General features: G+C 48.2%; 15 protein-coding genes and 1 pseudogene. 4 read left to right on the top strand and 12 right to left on the bottom strand.

What is annotated here, in order from left to right:
* Positions 1-78 precede the first annotated feature (78 nt).
* From FNY66_RS08970 to FNY66_RS09005, 8 genes are all read right to left on the bottom strand, one after another.
* On the bottom strand, positions 79-849 hold the full coding sequence (locus FNY66_RS08970; RefSeq protein ID WP_087150880.1) for a histidine phosphatase family protein: 771 nt from the start codon (positions 847-849) through the stop codon (positions 79-81).
* 13 nt (positions 850-862) lie between these two features.
* Entirely contained in the window at positions 863-1,873 is a 1,011-nt protein-coding gene (locus FNY66_RS08975; protein ID WP_087150879.1) for an alpha/beta hydrolase, read from the bottom strand.
* Positions 1,874-2,041: 168 nt separating this feature from the next.
* The gene (locus tag FNY66_RS08980) at positions 2,042-2,872 is read right to left on the bottom strand and encodes an Mrp/NBP35 family ATP-binding protein (RefSeq protein WP_087150878.1); all 831 of its coding nucleotides are present in this window, start codon (positions 2,870-2,872) and stop codon (positions 2,042-2,044) included.
* Positions 2,873-3,027: 155 nt separating this feature from the next.
* Positions 3,028-4,425: an MATE family efflux transporter gene (locus tag FNY66_RS08985; RefSeq protein ID WP_087150877.1), complete on the bottom strand. Its 1,398-nt coding sequence runs from the start codon at positions 4,423-4,425 to the stop codon at positions 3,028-3,030.
* A 94-nt stretch (positions 4,426-4,519) separates the two neighbouring features.
* Positions 4,520-5,932 (bottom strand): amidophosphoribosyltransferase, encoded by a 1,413-nt coding sequence (locus FNY66_RS08990; protein WP_087150876.1) that lies wholly within the window; start codon positions 5,930-5,932, stop codon positions 4,520-4,522.
* 135 nt (positions 5,933-6,067) lie between these two features.
* Positions 6,068-7,204, bottom strand: coding sequence for an ABC transporter permease (locus tag FNY66_RS08995; RefSeq protein ID WP_150310890.1), 1,137 nt, complete (start codon positions 7,202-7,204; stop codon positions 6,068-6,070).
* Positions 7,191-8,318, bottom strand: a complete 1,128-nt coding sequence (locus FNY66_RS09000; RefSeq protein ID WP_150310891.1) for an ABC transporter permease — start codon at positions 8,316-8,318, stop codon at positions 7,191-7,193. Before FNY66_RS09000 ends, FNY66_RS08995 begins: the two co-directional genes overlap by 14 nt.
* A 17-nt stretch (positions 8,319-8,335) precedes the next feature.
* Entirely contained in the window at positions 8,336-9,265 is a 930-nt protein-coding gene (locus FNY66_RS09005) for an ABC transporter ATP-binding protein (protein WP_087150873.1), read from the bottom strand.
* Positions 9,266-9,454: 189 nt separating this feature from the next.
* Between FNY66_RS09005 and FNY66_RS09010 the strand changes: the two genes are divergently transcribed.
* Genes FNY66_RS09010 through glgX form a run of 3 tightly spaced genes read left to right on the top strand, consistent with a single transcriptional unit; the run spans position 9,455 to position 13,405 of the window.
* The gene (locus tag FNY66_RS09010) at positions 9,455-10,555 is read left to right on the top strand and encodes a sensor histidine kinase (RefSeq protein ID WP_229409482.1); all 1,101 of its coding nucleotides are present in this window, start codon (positions 9,455-9,457) and stop codon (positions 10,553-10,555) included.
* A gap of 49 nt (positions 10,556-10,604) precedes the next feature.
* Positions 10,605-11,240 carry a response regulator gene (locus FNY66_RS09015; RefSeq protein ID WP_087150872.1) on the top strand — a complete coding sequence of 212 codons (636 nt, stop codon included), beginning with the start codon at positions 10,605-10,607 and terminating at the stop codon, positions 11,238-11,240.
* Between the two features lie 41 nt (positions 11,241-11,281).
* The gene (gene glgX, locus FNY66_RS09020; protein ID WP_408631287.1) at positions 11,282-13,405 is read left to right on the top strand and encodes a glycogen debranching protein GlgX; all 2,124 of its coding nucleotides are present in this window, start codon (positions 11,282-11,284) and stop codon (positions 13,403-13,405) included.
* A gap of 266 nt (positions 13,406-13,671) precedes the next feature.
* Here the strand turns inward: glgX and FNY66_RS09025 are convergent, their stop codons facing one another.
* From FNY66_RS09025 to FNY66_RS09035, 3 genes are all read right to left on the bottom strand, one after another.
* Positions 13,672-13,953: a DUF2325 domain-containing protein gene (locus FNY66_RS09025; protein WP_087150871.1), complete on the bottom strand. Its 282-nt coding sequence runs from the start codon at positions 13,951-13,953 to the stop codon at positions 13,672-13,674.
* 190 nt (positions 13,954-14,143) lie between these two features.
* Entirely contained in the window at positions 14,144-15,448 is a 1,305-nt protein-coding gene (locus FNY66_RS09030; protein WP_087150870.1) for an O-acetylhomoserine aminocarboxypropyltransferase/cysteine synthase family protein, read from the bottom strand.
* Between the two features lie 170 nt (positions 15,449-15,618).
* Positions 15,619-16,389, bottom strand: a complete 771-nt coding sequence (locus FNY66_RS09035; protein WP_150310892.1) for an IclR family transcriptional regulator — start codon at positions 16,387-16,389, stop codon at positions 15,619-15,621.
* A gap of 235 nt (positions 16,390-16,624) precedes the next feature.
* Between FNY66_RS09035 and FNY66_RS09040 the strand changes: the two are divergent.
* A pseudogene (locus tag FNY66_RS09040) lies at positions 16,625-17,185 on the top strand (sugar kinase); the annotation flags it as partial.
* 146 nt (positions 17,186-17,331) lie between these two features.
* Here FNY66_RS09040 and FNY66_RS09045 read toward each other — a convergent pair.
* Positions 17,332-18,078, bottom strand: a complete 747-nt coding sequence (locus FNY66_RS09045) for a GTP pyrophosphokinase (protein ID WP_087150867.1) — start codon at positions 18,076-18,078, stop codon at positions 17,332-17,334.
* Between the last annotated feature and the right edge of the window lie 134 nt (positions 18,079-18,212).

The raw sequence follows: 18,212 nt of genomic DNA on the forward strand, positions 1-18,212 counted from the left end.
CTATTATACTATGCACACACTGCTTTTCGTGTCTCTGTACGGCTGTGTTTCGTCAGCCATTAAAATCACCCGCCAGATTTAATGTCTCTCCTTATCACTGTAAACTTCACAGAACCTTGCGGCCGTAGAGACCGGTTCTTCCCCAATTACGAGATGAGATACGTCGCCGATCTTCAACCCACGGAAACACGCCGTTCCCTGCTGGCGTTCCTCTGTTACCACTTCAGTCACCGATGTGGGAGCCAGCGCAAAGCTGTGCCACAGAAGAAAAGGTGAGACTCCCCACAGATAAGCAAGGAATACACATGTGATCCCGAAATGACAGAAAAATGTCAGAGTTTCCTTACTCTCTTTTTCCACATGGTAGCATCTTCCTGATCTTATATATCCGTGTTCTGCCAGTAATCGGTCAAATTTGCCTGTCACATAGTCATATATTTCTACCGTATCGGAATTGCGGCAAATATCGCACTCTCTCCACCGCACAGGGTCCATGCATTCGCTGTGTTCGGCCCAATATGACGGAACTATATCCCACACAATATTGGGCACGTATCGTCCGCTTTCCATCTTCGCATTCGGAAATGCTTCCAAAAGTTCCGGTGCTTTATTCAGATCAATCCGTGCCGGAAACTCTTTCAGCCACTCCAGAGTCCCGGCAGTGCTCCCCAGTTTCTTCATGCTGTACCCGGCAGTTGCCTGCGCTCTTCCGAGCGGGGATACATAACATTTCCCAAGATTCAGATCTGCGGCACGCTCCGCCAGGAGTGCTGCTTCTCTGTGTCCCTTTTCTGTCAGTGTATCGTGTACATAGTCAGGATCTCCGTGACGGATAAAAAGTAATCTCATAGTCTTCCTCCCTTTATCGGCACTGCCGTAAACTATCAGCCCATATCCTGTCCAGCCAGTCTTCGGCAAGGCGGAGCCAGATACCTGTTTCTTTCAGTGACGCTTTTATCTCTTCTTTTATTTCCGGTGACCATTTTTCTTTTTTCTGTCCGTTCAGGCCAAAATCCGCGAGAATCTCAGCGCCTTTTTCCTGACGGTATTTTGTTTCCCCCGCGGATATGGCCTCTGCCAGAATACGGATCTGCTCGAGCGTATACGGGACGCCGAAATCCCGCTCCAGCCATCGCTCCGTCGCCACAGACAGCCCGTGAACTCCCTCTGTGAATACATGATGTGCAAACCGGACGCCATTTTTTCTGCACGCTTGCGCAAACAGATAGCTGTTCTCCACAGGCACTGTAGCATCTGTCACCGTCTGCCAGAGGAAACAGGGTGGAGTGTCTGATGTCACATGCTTTTCCAGCGACATGTATTCCAATTCATCTTCCGACGGATTACTCCCAAGTAATGCAGTTATGGAATCTCTGTGCGCATACTCTCCCGATGTGATTACCGGATAAGCCAGGACCGCCGCATCCGGACGGTTAGAAATCGACTGATACTCCGGCTCCGCATCTATGATATCGCCATAGTGTACACACAGACTTGCACAGAGATGCCCTCCCGCCGAAAATCCACACAGGGCCAGCTTCGACGGATCAACGGAATACTTCTCCGCATTTCGCCGGATCAGGCGCACTGCTCGTGAAATATCGTTGAGCGGCTGAAGTTTTAACGGCTCATCCAGCAGATTCACGGTGTAAGCCAGCACAAAAACATTGCACCCCGCACGGTAGAATTCCTCCGCCGGGAGATGTCCCTCTGATGGAGACACATTTCTGTATGCCCCGCCCGGAACTACGATCATCGCCGGACGGATTTCATCATCTTCATGGATATAACTTATCATAAATGGAACAAAGCCGTATGCTTCCGGATAGTGATATTCCCCCTCCTGCCAAAGAGTTATCTTTTCACCTTTCAAAATATTCTCCTCCTTCTCAGATAGCTAAAGCAGTAACTTTATAAGCATGTATCATCCCTGACAACTGATTTGCTGCAAAAAAACAGCCCGCAGACAAACGGTAATATCTGTAATTACTGTTTGCTGCAGACTGAAATTTTTCTTCCCGGAAAGCAGCATCTCTCTGCCTTACAGCTCTGTATCTCCAATGTACGGATTAGTCACTTCATAGAAGCGCTCCTCTTCAACGGCATTTGCCAGATCCATATCGATCGGCATCTTGCCGAGCACCGGAACGCCCATCTCTGCTGCGACCTCCTCGATGTGACTCTCACCGAATACTTTGATTTCTCTGCCGCAGTCCGGACATTTTACGTAACTGTAGTTTTCTACGACACCGAGCACCGGAATATTCATCTGTTCTGCCATTCCCGCCGCTTTCTTCACGATCATCTGTACAAGATCCTGCGGTGATGTGACGATAACGACTCCGTCCACAGGAAGAGACTGAAAAACAGTCAGCGGAACATCTCCTGTTCCAGGCGGCATATCTACAAAGAGATAATCCAGATCTCCCCACATAACATCTGTCCAGAACTGTTTCACTACGCTTGCGATGATAGGTCCTCTCCAGATAACCGGCGCGGACTCATCCTCCAGCAGCAGGTTGACAGACATGATCTTTGTGCCGTCCTTTGCCGTACACGGAATGATATTTTCCTCTGTTGCCCCGGCTTTCGTATGGACACCATACATCTTCGGGATAGACGGTCCTGTAATATCAGCGTCAAGGATTCCGACCGTATATCCTTTCTCTCTCATCATTCTTGCCAGTGATGCAGTCACAAGAGACTTTCCTACTCCTCCTTTGCCGCTGACAACTCCTATCACCTTTTTGATTGAGGAGTACATATTCGCCGGCTCACGGAAGTCTGTCTTCTTGCTGCTGCATGTATCTGCATGAGCACAGCCTGCACAGGATTCTTCTGTGCATTCATTTGTATTCTGTTCTTCTGCCATGATTCACAACCTTCTTTCTTTCTAAGACTTGTTCTGACAAAGACTGCCAGAAACCGCCACATGAGGTAGTATACCACACTGCGGGTGCTTTTGTACATATTTTAAATCAGGTTTTCGACTTTTGTCGTTTTCACTTCTTCATTTGTCTGGACAGTTCAAAAATCCGGTTCCCGTACTTCTGATCTTGTAACATCTCTCAGCCATTTATAGCTCCGATACCGCCACAGCGTAATGGGTATCTTTATGATCTCATCACTCATCAGGATCACATATACGATAGGAACGCTCAGTTTAAATACAAATGCCGCTATAAACCCAAACAAAATTGAGCATCCCCACATAGTGCTTACATCAAGGATCAGTCCGAAACGGGTGTCTCCGCCAGAGCGGAAAATTCCTACTACCATTGTCGTATTAAACGCCTGTCCCACCACAAAATAAGACATGACAAAGAACATGATGCGCAGGTATCCTTTTGCCGTATCCGTGAGCGAAAGAGCAGCAGCAGCCGGTGCAGATGCTGCCAGTATCACGAGACCTCCCAGCACTCCCATGACAATACTAAGCAGGATAAAACGCTTCGCATATGCCCTGGCATGTTCCAGTTTTTTCTCCCCGATAGTCTTGCCCAGATAAATTGCCGCCGCGCTGGACAGGCCGAAAGACACTACAGTGGCAAGCTGTCTCGCCACCTGCGCAACAGAATTTGCCGCTACCGCCGCGCTTCCGAGATGTCCGAGGACCGCAGTATTAGCTGCTGTTCCCAGTCCCCACATAACCTCGTTTGCAACTACCGGCAGTGCATACATCATGAAATCACGAAACAGCCTGCGGTCCGTATGCAGGATGTACTTTGGCCGGAGCTTGATCTCCTTGTTGAAAATCCGGGCATATCCTGCTGTCAGGATTACTTCCAGAATACGGGCGCACAAAGTCCCCAGCGCCGCACCGGACACTCCCATAGCCGGCAGGCCAAAGAGGCCGAAGATAAAAATGGAATTCATAATAATATTACAGATCAGGGAACAGAGATAAACCACCGTCGCCACGACCACCCGTTCCACACTGCGCATTACATAGAGATAAGCCTGGGTCACTCCGATCATCAGATACGTAAATGCAACAATGCGCAGATATTTTATTCCTTCTGCAATCACGGCAGGATCTGATGTAAAGATCATCATCAGGTACTGAGGAATCATCAGCGCCGCCACGGTAAAAAGCGCAGTCACCGCTACTGCCGCTTTCACAGTCATGCCCAGGATCTTCTCAATAGTATCCCGGTCTCCTTTTCCCCAATACTGGGCTGTCAGGACTGTAGCTCCAGAAGTAAGACCGAAGAGAAACAGAGTCATAATATACTGCACCTGTCCTGCAAGCGAAGCTCCGGAAAGTGCCGTTTCCCCTACCGCGCCAAGCATGACAACATCTGCTGCGGTCACACCTACATTGATCAGATTCTGAAGCGCCATGGGAACTACAAGTCCTATGACCGTCTTATAAAATGTTCCCCAGTCAATTCCGAGATTACGTTCCTTTTTTGTAACAGTCATTTCTCAATCCCCCGTCTGATTAATTTAAATGCAGACACAGTATTGCCCGGCAGAACAGTCGAAAACCGTTTCCTGTCGGGCATTCTGTGAAATATTACTCTTTTCCGCTGAAACAGTAAGTGCATACTTTACATGGTTCCAGTCCGATAGATGCAAGCAGATCGTCCAGCCTGTGGAATCTGAGAGTCGTAAAGTTCTGGATCCTGCGGATTTCCTCGATCATCTTCGCATATCTGCATGAATCCGGATTTGTATATTCTTCAAGTACTTCTTCCGGACAATTATCCCCTTCCTGCTCCCGGATGATCCTTCTCGTGATCAGCTCCATGTCTGACTTTGAACGTGAAAAGTTCAGATATTTACAGCCAAATACAAGCGGCGGGCATGCAGGACGTACATGCACCTCTTTGGCACCGCTTCTATAAAGGAATTCCGTCGTCTCTCTTAACTGTGTGCCGCGAACTATGGAATCGTCGATGAGCAGGAGCCGCTTGTTCTCGATCAGAGCCTGAACCGGAATCAGCTTCATCCTTGCTATCAGATCTCTCTGACTCTGATTCGTCGGCATAAAAGATCTGGGCCATGTCGGCGTATATTTGATGAACGGTCTTGCGTACGGGATGCCTGACTCATTGGAGTATCCGATAGCATGCGCCACGCCGGAATCCGGCACGCCTGCCACGATATCCGGATGCACGGAGTCACCGTCTCTCCTGGCCAGCATACTTCCGCAGTTATACCGCATTTCTTCCACATTGACTCCCTCGTAAGAAGAAGTAGGATATCCATAGTAGACCCACAGGAAAGAACAGATTCTCATCTTATCCCTGGGCTGTACAAGTGTCTCTACGCTCTCCGGTGTAATATATGCAATTTCCCCCGGTCCCAGTTCCCTGTCATGGTTATATCCGAGGTTCAGATATGCAAAGTTCTCGAAAGATACACAATAGGCACCATCTTTCTTACCGATCACGACAGGAGTCCTTCCATACAAGTCTCTTGCCGCATAAATACCGTCTTTTGTCATAATCAGAAGACTTAAAGAACCGTCCACCATCTCCTGCGCATACCGGATTCCTTCTTCAATCGAACTTTTTCTGCAGATCAGGGAGCCGATAAGCTCAGTGGCATTGATCTGGCCTCCGCTCATCTCCAGGAAATGTGATCTTCCATCTTTATATGCTTTTTCCAGAATTTCTTCCTGATTATTGATTTTACCTATCGTCGTGATGGCGAAACTTCCCAGATGAGACTGCAAAAGCAGCGGCTGTGGCTCATAATCCGAGATACAGCCAATTCCCAGATTTCCTTTCAGTTCTTCCACATCCCTCTCGAATTTCGTTCGAAACGGAGAATTCTCTATATTATGGATCGCACGATTAAAGCCTTCTTTGCCGTAGACTGCCATTCCTCCCCTTCTCGTTCCGAGATGGGAATGATAATCCACTCCATAGAAAAGCTCCAGCACGCAGTCGTGTTTCGATGCAACACCAAAAAATCCACCCATTTTATTTCCTCCTTAAAAACCATGCGCGTCATATACAACAACGCTCAACAACGACAGGACAGCCCCGCTGCCCTGCCGTACTTACAGCTTATCAATATTCACCTCATTAAGAATAAAGGAAAGATACAGGAAAAGTCAAGACCTCTTCTTCGAAACTGCCAGTGTCACGCACACAAATGCCACAGCAAACACAAGCTGGATTCCTATGCCGCCCATCACTTCTGGCATTATATTTCCTGATATTGTTTTATAGTCTGACAGCAGATTGTTCACTGTTTCATACCAGTACACCGGCAGAAACTGTGCTGCTTTCCTCACACCGCTGCTCATAAGATCCATTTCCACAAACACACCGCATGTGAAGCACATCCCGAGAGAAAGGATATTGACAATACCGCTCAGGCCATCGGAATTCTTCACCAGACTGCCGACAAGATATGCAAGTGCAAGCGCTGACAGAAGCAGGGCAAATGAGTTTGCAAAATACAAGTGAACTTTTCCGCTGTCCAATAATTCGCTTCCGTAAATCACCACGCTCAGAAGAATACATATTCCCCACAGAGCAATGGCGATCACTCCGGAAGCCAGAAGTCCTTCCAGCTTCTGTCTTCTGGCCGGAACCGCAGACGCTGCCATACGGTCCGGCAGGCTTCCTCTGCGGAATCCCATCAGGATATAGCCCATTACGTAACAGAGCACGCACAGGATCAGATACGGCAGATACCTGTAGTAAAATGCATAGGCCTGCTCAGCCCCTCCCCCATTTTGCCCGGTCAGTTCCACCTGGGCCGATTCGCGCTGTTCCATCGCGTCACTGATCTCCTCCTCTGAAAAGCCTGCTGCCGCATAGGTTCTTGCAAAATTAATAAAATTCGTTATCTGCCGTTCCACATAATATCCCGAATAAGTTCCCGGCACGGTCGTCACCTGCAGTTTTTCGTCCCCAAGGATACACCTCTCCATGAATCCATCCGGAATCCTCACGATATATTCCACATTCCGATAGAACAGATTTTCCTGAAGTATTTCCCTGTCATCTGACAGTTCGGTCACTTCGTTTATGCTCCCAATATAGCGTATCAGGCTCTGCGCCGCACTCCCCCGGTCTTCAGTGATCACCCCCACGGACACGCTCTGCGCTGTATACTCCCGCTCCCTGTCTCCGGCAAATGCCTGGAACATGACCGTGACTGCAATAAAAATCCCCATATACATTAATATCAGCCAGATATTCTTTTTTGCGATCTTCATATATGCCTTAAATACTGTCATACCGTTCCCTCCTTATGATCACAAATGTCCCTGCCAGCAGAAGCACACACATCACAGACAGGATTACAAGATCCTGTATATACCTCTCAGGTGCATCATAGACGTTCAGGCAGTACAGCGCGTCTGATATAAGAGCTGCAGGATTCAGCCGGTTTAACAGGGGCGCATTCCGGTCCACCACATTTTTGATATCTGCGTTCATCAGACCTGCAAGGAAACTCAGAGTCATAGAAACACCTATCATAATGCCGATCTTCACTCCCTCACCCATTTTCCCGATACTCGTGATAAACATCCCCATCGTAACACCGATCAGACTTCCGATGCATATCACCGGCAGCATGCCTGCATATGTGCCTGTAAACTCCAGGCGCAGGATGTATTTCATATATGCAAGCAGAAGCAGCATATTTACAAAATGGATTCCGAAGGATACTGCTGTCTCCGAGAGTATCCACTGCATCCTGTGCACCGGGCTTACACACCGTCTTGCCGCAAGTGCCGATAAGTTTGCCTGAAGTTCCATGACCGACCGGAAACCGATAAAGCATCCGTACAGACACGACATACCGATCAGGGCATAGAAAAACTGCGCCGTTGTATTTGTCGTCCTGCCGCCCAGCGATACTTCTTCCGTCACGTAGCTGTAATCCGCCATCTGCCGTACTGCAGCTTCCATTCCCTCCGGGTGCAGCCTCGCTATATCTTCAAGTGTCTGTTTTCCTTCCAGGTAGCTCTCCAGGATCATCTGCAGGATACTCTGAGGAAATCCGCTGCCGTCCACTGTCAGGACGGGAGTGTCCCCGCTGTAATAGATCCCTTCGATCTCTCCGTCTGCAAGCGCGCCGGCAGCTTTTGATTCTGACATCTCCTGTATACTGATCAGGCCGCTGTCGTCTTTTTCCAGTTCCGACAGATAATCCGAAAACACATCCTCTTCTGCATTCTGTTTTACTACCACAGCCGCCCGGACCGTCTCAAAATCCGCCTCTTCCATCTGTCCGATAGAAAAATACATAGCTGTGGCCAGTACAAAAGGGAAAATGAGCGGCCAGAAGACAAGGCTGAAATCTCTTATTTTTGCCAGAAAGCTGTATTTTATCATTTCCCGCATAATCCGTTCCTCCCTGTTCAGTTTCTTAACTGCTTTCCAGTAATCTCGAGGAACACGTCATTGAGTGTCGGCAGTTCTGAGAACACTCTTCCGAACGGGATATCTTTCTCCTGCAGGATACCCAGAATGTGTATCAGATTATGTTTTGCCCCGGTACATCTGACTATAAGCCGCTGCTCTTCATATCTCACGTCAAAGACATGGGGCAGATTGCCGATATCCGTCAGATCCTCCTGATCCAGGATTACCGCCTCGATGGTCACTGTCTCCCCTGTCTTGATCATGCTCTTTAGCTCTTCCTTTGTCCCCACCGCTATGCTCCTGCCATGGTCCATGATGGCGATCCTTGTACAGATCTGCTCCACTTCTTCCATATAATGTGAGGTGTACACGATCGTGGATCCCTGCCGGTTCAGCTCGCAGATTCCTTCCAGGATCTTATTCCTGCTCTGGGGATCTACCGCAACGGTAGGCTCATCCAGAATGATAAGTCTGGGCTTGTGGGCAATCCCGCAGGCGATATTGAGCCTCCGCAGAAGGCCTCCTGAGAGTTTCTTCGGGTATGTCTTTCTGTAGTCTTCCAGACCGACGAACCGGATCGCATCTTCCACCAGTTCTTTTCTCTTATTCTTATCCTTTATATAGAGACTGCAGAAGTAATCGATATTGTCATGGACGTTCAGTTCATCAAAAACCGCCACATCCTGCATGACAATCCCGATCTGTCGTTTGACGTCATAATTGTCCGGCGTCATCTCCCGCCCCATAATCCGGATGCTGCCCCTGTCATATTTCAGAAGGGCAAGCATGCAGTTGATTGCCGTCGTCTTCCCCGAGCCGTTCGGTCCGAGAAGTCCGAATATCTCTCCCTCTTCTATTTCCAGGTTAAAATGATCCAGTGCAACTATATTGCCGTACCGTTTTACAAGATTTTCTATCTTTATCATGTGAATTTCCTCCTGTTGTTGTCTTATAATGCAAGGATACAGCATGCGTTGACGTTTCTGTAGTGTACAGTGTCACGAAGAGATATGACAAATGTCATTCCTTTATTCTTTTTCTTTGCTTTCACCCTGATTTCGTCTATAATAAATAGTATCAGTTTAAAGTAAAGGAGCGGCGGCGACCGTTATGATATGATGAGATATATATTAAATTCCGGATGCATCCTGCTTTTGTGCATGTTCTCCCTGTTCTTCACAAAGCCGGACCTGTATTATGTACTGGCATTTCTCTGCACACTGATCATTTGCAGCGCGGACTTGTTCATAAAGGAGAAGAGACTATATGCGGCGGTCTGCATTGTTTTCTTTGTCGCCGGCTTTTTCGTTCCGGCATTTACTTATTTTTATCCGGCGGCATGCTTTGGACTGTTCCGCAGGAAGCAGTTTCTTCCGGCATGTGCATCAGTCATTTTGTACTGTATCCTTGAACCGGGGCTTAGACGGAGCGAGCCGCTTCTTATCTGCCTTGAGCTGGCCGGATACGCAGTGTGCTTCCTCCTCGCTTCGGCAATACGGGAAAGAGATGCCCTGCAGGATACGCTAAAACGGGCTATGGACGACAGCACGGAGCGGGATCTTCTTCTCACGGAGAAGAACCGAACACTGATGGAGAAACAGGACTATGAGATTTACACCGCTACATTAAGGGAACGGAACCGGATAGCACGGGAGATCCACGACAATGTAGGACATCTCCTGTCCCGCTCAATCCTTCTCGCCGGCGCCGCGAAAACTGTAAATCAGGATGAAACTCTCTCGCCGACACTTGACTCTCTTGACCAGACACTGAACGCAGCCATGGACAATATACGCGCAAGTGTGCATGACCTGCGTGATGAATCGGTCAATCTTGAGGATGCGGTGCAGGCTTTGATCAACGACTTTACGTTCTGTCCTGTCGATTACTGCTATGATGCAGGCAGAATGATTCCGCGGGAGATCAAATACAGCTTTATCAGCATTGCAAAAGAAGCTCTTAACAACATCATGAGACATAGTAATGCTGACAGAGCGGCCGTCACGATCCGTGAACATCCCGGACTGTATCAGCTCTGTATTGAAGATAACGGTTCGACTGTGTCAGAGAGCAATAAATTCAGTAAAACCGGCGGTGACGGCATGGGGCTTTCCAACATGAGAGAACGGACAGAAAAACTCCACGGAACGATCCATATAACAACGGAGAGTGGATTCCGGATTCTCGTTACAATACCTAAAAAGACCTCAGGCTGAACTTCAGCCCCGTACCAGCTAAAGGGGCGAATTAAAAGGAGACAATGCTATGAAACTGATTCTAATCGATGACGACTGCCTTGTCGTAAGCGCACTGAAAATGATCCTCGAAAACGAGCCGGGCTTTGAAGTGGCTGCCACAGCGGATGACGGCAGGGAAGCGCTCATGCTCTATCGCGAACACAGACCCGATGTCCTCCTGATGGATATCCGGATGAAAGAGAAGAATGGACTTGAGGCAGCTGATGAAATCCTGCGGGAATTCCCGAATGCACGGATTCTGCTCCTCACTACTTTTTCAGATGACGAATATATTATAAAAGCACTGAAACTCGGTGCAGCAGGATATCTGCTCAAACAGGATTACCGGAATATCGTTCCTGCGATTCGCGCAGCTGCCTCGGGACAGTCTGTGTTCGGCACGGAGATCGTCTCCCGCCTTCCGGAACTTATGGCCTCCGGCAGAGAAACTGCCGACTATGAGAAATATGGTATCAGCGAACGGGAACTGGAAGTCATCCGTCTGATCTCAGAGGGACTGAGTAATAAAGAAATCGCGGCACAACTGTATTTAAGTGAGGGTACAGTGAGAAATTACTTGACAACGATACTCGATAAACTTAGTCTGCGCGACCGCACTCAGCTTGCGGTGTTCTATCTGAACAACAGACAGCCGCAGGCCTGATGCCGGTCAAGCTAAAACCGGTTGAGCCGGCCGGAAAGGAGATGGCAGATATGTCACTGCATACATCAGATCTGGTGCTCGTACCCGGACGCCAGTTAAAACCATTAGATACAATCTCAGGATTCCAGGTTCGTCCCGGATTCTTCCGATTCTTCGGAGCTACTGTAATTCCGGGCGGGGTTAATTTCACGATTCAGTCTCACGGCGCAACCTCATGCGAACTGCTGCTATTCCATCGTGATGCGGAAGAGCCTTTCGCCGCACTGAAATTTCCGGATAATTATAAGATCGGTTTTGTCTATTCCATGATCGTATTCGGACTTGATATCGAAGAGTTCGAATACGCCTACCGGCTGGACGGGCCGTATGATGAAAAGAAAGGACTCCGTTTCGACAAGACAAAGATCCTCCTTGACCCTTATGCCCGTGCCGTCACGGGGCAGAGTCAGTGGGGATGCACGAACAATCCGCAGCACAGCTATCGCGCACGCGTTGTACAGAACAACTTTGACTGGGGGCTTGAAAGAAATGAACCAATCCCTATGGAGGATCTGGTCATCTATGAGCTTCACGTCAGAGGTTTTACCAAATCACCTTCTTCAGGAGTCTCCTGTCCGGGCACATTCCGCGGACTTGAAGAGAAAATACCTTATCTGAAAAAACTGGGGATCAATGCAGTGGAACTGATGCCTGTCTTCGAGTTCGACGAGATGAGGGACGCCCGCCTTATCGATGATAATGAACTGCTCGATTACTGGGGCTACAATCCTGTCTGCTTCTTCGCCCCGAACACAAGCTATTCTTCCAGTATCGAGTATAATCGGGAAGGAATGGAACTGAAGAGGCTGATCAAAGCGCTCCATGACAATGAAATCGACGTAATCCTTGACGTCGTATTCAATCACACGGCAGAAGGAAATGAGATGGGACCTTCCTTCTGCTTCAAAGGGTTTGACAATAACATTTACTATATGCTCACTCCTGATGGAAAATATTATAACTTCAGCGGGTGCGGCAACACGCTGAACTGCAACCACCCCGTTGTCCAGGAGCTTATTCTTGACTGTCTCCGCTACTGGGTAACAGATTACAGAGTGGACGGTTTCCGTTTCGACCTTGCCTCCATCCTCGGACGCAGTGATAACGGCACACCGCTCAACCAGCCTCCGCTCCTGCGAAGTCTGGCTTTCGATCCGATCCTGGGCAATGTCAAACTCATCGCAGAGGCATGGGATGCCGGCGGACTCTATCAGGTCGGATCTTTTCCATCCTGGAAACGCTGGGCAGAATGGAACGGACGCTACCGTGATGATATGCGCTGTTTCTTAAAAGGCGACGCCAAGATGGCTGGGATCGCGGCACAGAGAATGACCGGTTCACCTGACCTCTATGACCCTGTTTACAGGGGCGGCAACGCATCAGTTAACTTTCTGACCTGCCATGACGGATTTACCCTGTACGACCTGTACAGCTACAACCAGAAACATAACGAGGCTAACGGCTGGGACAACACAGACGGATATGACGACAACAACAGCTGGAACTGCGGCGTCGAGGGAGATACGGACGATCAGGATATTCTGTCACTTCGTTTCCGTATGATCAAAAATGCCTGTGCTGTCCTTATGTGCAGCCGGGGTACACCTATGTTCCTCTCCGGAGATGAATTTGGCGACACACGCTTCGGCAATAACAACCCTTACTGTCAGGATAATCTAATCTCATGGCTGGACTGGAACCTGCTCGGTAAAAATGCGGATCTGTTCGAGTTCTTCAGATACATGATTGCATTCCGCATGGAACACCCTGCAATCCGAAAGGATCTGGAACCGAGCTATATCGGATTTCCTTCCATGAGCATCCACAATCTGGTGCCATGGGAAAATGAGCATATGGAGAATTCCTATGCGGTATGTGTTCTTTTCGCCGGATACGACGAGGATGAAGGACGCGAAGATCTCGTCTACATTGCTGTGAACGCGCACTGGTATGCCGCTGACCTCACACTTCCCGATCTTCCGGAAGGCTATGTCTGGAAAATTGCAGTCAATACAGGCGATCCAAAACAACAGACCTTCACAGAAGACCAGATGCCCGTGTCCGAAAAGACTATCGTCCTCGGCGAACGTTCTGTAATTGTATTTGTTGGAGAGAAATCAGAATAACAAAGAGGCGCCCTTTGATTTCAGACGAACAGTAAATTCCTCAATTTACTTTCGTCTGAATCTGAGTTTCCCGTCTTGATCCGAAATTCCGGAAGAGAAAGAAAGCAGCCGGGAGGAAGTTGTTGTTCGAAGACCGTAGAGCAGCGCCGGCACTTGGAGCGCGTCCTGTGCGCTCCTATGTACCGTTGCGCTGCGGCCCGAGTGAAAACGAGTCTGAGAATAACAACTTTCTCCTGGCGGACACTTTCTCGCTCCGGGATTACGAATCAAGCACATGCATTGCCCAGAATTTCTTCCAGTGCATTTTTACTGCTCGTATGACACCTTACCACACAGGCATTGCATCTTCCGGCCTCTTCCACCGCGCACTTTACCATCTTATGAGAGACAGTGTTTGTGAAAAGCACGATCAGATCCGGACTTCCGATCTGTTTACTCAGAGACGCTGACATCTGTGTGAACACCTTCGCTTTGCAGTTGAACTGTTTACATATCTTTTTGTATTGGCAGACCATCCTGTCATGGCCCCCTATGATAACGACACTCATTATGAAACCTCCTGAAAAAACAGCGTATATTCACCCTTTGTTGGTTAGTTATTGCTAACTCATATTGTTATCATACATGAAATGAGAACAAATATCAAGATATTTTTGATATTTGTTCTCATTTTAAGTTTTATCCGTGCTTCTCACATATTCTGCAATCTGAATACATTATTATATGTATCCTCATAAATCAGGATATCGTTTCAAACGCCGTTTCAAGCGCTGCGATCAGATCCTCTGCCTTCTCGATACCGACAGACAGACGTATCGTATTCTGCCTGATGCCCTGTTCTGTGAGCTCTTCCGGAGTACACTGACTGTGCGTGGTCGTCGCCGGATGGATGACCAGAGACTTCACATCCGCCACATTTGCCAGCAGGGAAAAAATCGGAAGGTTATCAATAAATCTCTGCGCTGTTTCTGCATCTCCCTTGATGTCGAACGTAAAGACAGAGCCTCCGCCCTGAGGGAAATACTTTTCATACAGGTCGTGTGTCGGTTCACTCTCAAGCGAAGGATGATGCACCGTCTCCACCTGAGGATGAGCTTCCAGATAGTTTACTATCTTCAGAGAGTTCTCCACATGTCTCTCCACCCTCAGCGAGAGCGTCTCAAGTCCCTGCAGCAGAAGAAACGCATGAAACGGAGAAAGTGTTGCTCCTGTATCTCTGAGAAGTACAGCCCTCACATAGCCAGCAAATGCAGCCTGCGGCACTGCCTCTGTGAACGAGACTCCGTGATAGCTCGGGTTGGACTCGGAAATCCACGGATATTTTCCGGAATCTTTCCAGTCGAATTTTCCGCTGTCGATGATGACTCCGCCCAGAGCAGTTCCGTGTCCGCCGATAAACTTTGTCGCAGAGTGTATCACGATATCAGCTCCATGTTCGATCGGCCTCACGAGATACGGTGTGGCAAATGTGGAATCCACTACCAGCGGGATCTTATGTCTGTGTGCGATCTCTGCCAGTTTTTCCAGATCTGCCACATTGGAATTCGGATTTCCCAGTGTCTCCGTGAAGATGGCCTTCGTATCCTCCCGGATCGCCGCCTCGAAAGCACCCTCTTCAGCGGGATCAACAAAAGTCGCTGTGATGCCGCTTGTCAGGGGCAGAGTATGTGCCAGAAGATTGTATGACCCTCCATAGATCCTTTTAGAAGCCACGATATGTTCCCCGGCTTTTGCCAGTGCCTGGAATGCATAGGTGACCGCCGCCGCACCCGACGCTGTCGCCAGAGCCGCCGTGCCGCCCTCCAGCGCCGCGATTCTCTGCTCGAACACATCCTCTGTCGGGTTGGTCAGCCTTCCATATATATTTCCGGAATCTTTCAGTGCAAACCGGTCTGCCGCATGCTGACAGTCATCAAACACAAAGGATGCCGAAGCATAGATGGGAACCGCCCTTGCTCCTGTCGCCGGATCCGGGTGCTCCTGTCCGATATGTACCTGTTTTGTCTCAAAGCTCCAGTTGCGTGAATTTCTGATGTCTTTCATAGCACTCTCCTCCTTTTGGCTGTCTCCAGCCTAACACAGCACATATAAACCGTCTAATATGTAATAAAAATATCCGGTTATAGGCTGTCCCTATAACCGGAATTAAAATCAACATCATTCTCATTAAAAACGTACATAAGGTCTTTCATGGAGACTGTATCACTAAACTGTCATACGTGCAGGCCATTGATTATCTTCTCAATCTGTTCCTTTGTCTCCAGAATATAGCCGGTCAGACATTTGATCCTCTCATCATCCATACGACTGACCGGTGCAGAAATACTGAAGGCATATCTTCTCCTTCCAGTATACTCCTGGAGGCTGACTGCGATACAGCGTACACCCCTCTCATTTTCTTCATTATCAAGAGCATATCCTCTCTCCCGGGTCTTCTCTAATTCCTGCCTGAACACGTTAAAATCCGTGATCGTATAGGGTGTAAGAGCATGGATATTGCTGTTTTTCCATACATCTTTCACCTCCTGCTCATCCATGTATGCGAGCATCGCTTTACCGACCCCGGAACAGTACAAGGGAATCCTGCTGCCAATTCTTGATACCATCTGGATTCCGTTTCTCATCGCCTCTACTTTATCGATATAGACCGCTTCGACTCCTTCCCGTTCGACAAAGTGCACTGTCTCATCAGCCTGTTCCATCAGACGGCGGAGAAACGGACGCACCATATGGATAATGTCCATATTGCTCATGATCTTGCCTGCCAGATCTACTATCTTCAAAGACGGCTCATACCTTCCGCTCGTTTCATTCTGTCTTGCATATCCCATATAAATAAGTGAATTAAGTACTCTGTGCGCCGTACTTTTATTCAGGCCCAATCTTTCACTTATCTCCATAAGTCCGGCACTCCTGTTTTCTATGAGCATCTCAAGTGCTCCAAACAGACGGCCCGCAACCTGGATCGGATTCTTTTCTTCCATATAACTTTTCACTCCTTGTTAATATGCTATCTTTTTTTCATAATATGAAACTATATTATCATATTTTTCATCCCTTCTCAACAAACTTTATGTATTTTAAATATTCTGCATAAACACACAGAAAACTTTAACAGTCCGCACTTGACATTTCTCTTTGCAGGCGTATACTGATAATTAAACAGTATCATATTTCAAAACTATGTTTCATATTGTAAAACTTAATGGAGGTATATGTATGAACAATCCAGAAAAATCTTTTGATCTCCTGTCACTGGGAGAAGTACTGCTCCGTCTTTCCCCGCCTGACAACGAGCGCCTTGTAAAAGGAGATATGCTCCGTAAACAGGTAGGCGGTGCTGAACTCAATGTTGTATCCGGCGTTTCTCTCCTCGGTCTGCGGACAGGAATTATATCAAAACTTCCTGCAAATGACATCGGCGTATTCGCCAAGAACAGGATCCGTTTCTGCGGCGTCAGTGATGATTACCTTGTCTACGACGAGTCTCCTGATGCACGCCTCGGCATTTATTATTATGAAAACGGAGCATATCCGAGAAAACCGGGCGTCGTCTATGACAGAAAGAATTCCTCGATCAATAACATATCTTTGGATGATTTCAATGATTCTCTTTTCTCATCCACCCGCTGTTTCCATACCAGCGGTATCACGCTGGCGCTGAGCCCGCAATGCCGCAGTACCGGCATAGAGATGATCCGCCGGTTTAAAGAAGCCGGAGCGCTCATTTCCTTTGACGTGAATTTCCGCGGGAACCTGTGGACAGGCGATGAAGCAAGAGATCGAGAACGTGATCAAAGCCCATAAGCATACAGGCAGGCAGATGGAAATGAACCGGTAACAGAAAAGCAGATGGAAACATCACCGGACACCATGGCCATTATGTGCCGGATAATATTTCCATCTGCTGATCTCATCGACCGTATTTATATGAGATTGATATCAATTTTTTTCAATTTCTCATAGAGCGCTTCCATATCTGTGGGCGCCTCTTTAATATTGTCCATCTCCCTCCGGATCTCCTGCATCGTCTCATCTATATGCGCGATCTCGTCCGCGCATTCTTTCAGACGGGCGATCACTTTCTCTGCATGTTCCACATTCTGTTTGTATTTGATCTGATGCTCCAGACTTGCCCAGAAGTCCATAGCGATCGTCCGGATCTGCACCTCAGCTCTCACTTCTTTCACCGACTCCGCGAAGAAGATCGGCACACTGACGATCAGGTGAAGGCTGCGGTATCCATTCGGTTTCGGATTGCTGATATAGTCTTTTCTTCGTATCAGCTTGATATCATCCTGCTTTGTCAGTGCATCAGCCAGAAGATAGATGTCGTCAATGTAGGAGCAGATTACCCTGATTCCGGCAATATCATTCAGGTTATTTTCTATATTCTCCCTTGTAGGCGGTATTCCCATCCTTGACATCTTCTCAAGGATGCTCGTCTGGCTTTTCAGTCTTGTCTCAATAGAACTGATCGGATTCCTCTTGTATCTTACTTCAAACTCCGTGTCCAGCACCTCGAACTTAGTATTGATCTCTTTGATCGCACAGGCATATCCCATCATCAGTTCCTTGTAGTCCAGCACACCGTCGAGCAGGTCCATAGCCTGTCCGAGTATGAGGTTCTGCCCGGCTCCTGCCGTGAGCTGCAGCCAGTTCTTTTTCTCCATTGCTTCCTCCGTTCCGGCAGCTTGTACGCTGTCCGCTTATTCTGTCATATCGCCGTCATGCTGCAGCGGCTGTTCGCTGTACAGGTATCGGCGTGTATATTATTATTTTAGCGGACAAACAGGTCTGACTCAAT

The sequence above is a fragment of the Mediterraneibacter catenae genome (assembly GCF_008691045.1).
Lineage (GTDB): Bacteria > Bacillota > Clostridia > Lachnospirales > Lachnospiraceae > Mediterraneibacter > Mediterraneibacter ornithocaccae.

What these genes read in the sequence shown, in the direction of transcription:
- FNY66_RS08970 (WP_087150880.1), bottom strand. Translation starts at nt 849, where the DNA reads ATGAGATTACTTTTTATCCGTCACGGAGATCCTGACTATGTACACGAT.
- FNY66_RS08980 (WP_087150878.1), bottom strand. Translation starts at nt 2,872, where the DNA reads ATGGCAGAAGAACAGAATACAAATGAATGCACAGAAGAATCCTGTGCA.
- FNY66_RS08985 (WP_087150877.1), bottom strand. Translation starts at nt 4,425, where the DNA reads ATGACTGTTACAAAAAAGGAACGTAATCTCGGAATTGACTGGGGAACA.
- FNY66_RS08990 (WP_087150876.1), bottom strand. Translation starts at nt 5,932, where the DNA reads ATGGGTGGATTTTTTGGTGTTGCATCGAAACACGACTGCGTGCTGGAG.
- FNY66_RS08995 (WP_150310890.1), bottom strand. Translation starts at nt 7,204, where the DNA reads ATGACAGTATTTAAGGCATATATGAAGATCGCAAAAAAGAATATCTGG.
- FNY66_RS09000 (WP_150310891.1), bottom strand. Translation starts at nt 8,318, where the DNA reads ATGCGGGAAATGATAAAATACAGCTTTCTGGCAAAAATAAGAGATTTC.
- FNY66_RS09005 (WP_087150873.1), bottom strand. Translation starts at nt 9,265, where the DNA reads ATGATAAAGATAGAAAATCTTGTAAAACGGTACGGCAATATAGTTGCA.
- FNY66_RS09010 (WP_229409482.1), top strand. Translation starts at nt 9,455, where the DNA reads ATGATGAGATATATATTAAATTCCGGATGCATCCTGCTTTTGTGCATG.
- FNY66_RS09015 (WP_087150872.1), top strand. Translation starts at nt 10,605, where the DNA reads ATGAAACTGATTCTAATCGATGACGACTGCCTTGTCGTAAGCGCACTG.
- glgX (WP_408631287.1), top strand. Translation starts at nt 11,282, where the DNA reads ATGGCAGATATGTCACTGCATACATCAGATCTGGTGCTCGTACCCGGA.
- FNY66_RS09025 (WP_087150871.1), bottom strand. Translation starts at nt 13,953, where the DNA reads ATGAGTGTCGTTATCATAGGGGGCCATGACAGGATGGTCTGCCAATAC.
- FNY66_RS09030 (WP_087150870.1), bottom strand. Translation starts at nt 15,448, where the DNA reads ATGAAAGACATCAGAAATTCACGCAACTGGAGCTTTGAGACAAAACAG.
- FNY66_RS09035 (WP_150310892.1), bottom strand. Translation starts at nt 16,389, where the DNA reads ATGGAAGAAAAGAATCCGATCCAGGTTGCGGGCCGTCTGTTTGGAGCA.
- FNY66_RS09045 (WP_087150867.1), bottom strand. Translation starts at nt 18,078, where the DNA reads ATGGAGAAAAAGAACTGGCTGCAGCTCACGGCAGGAGCCGGGCAGAAC.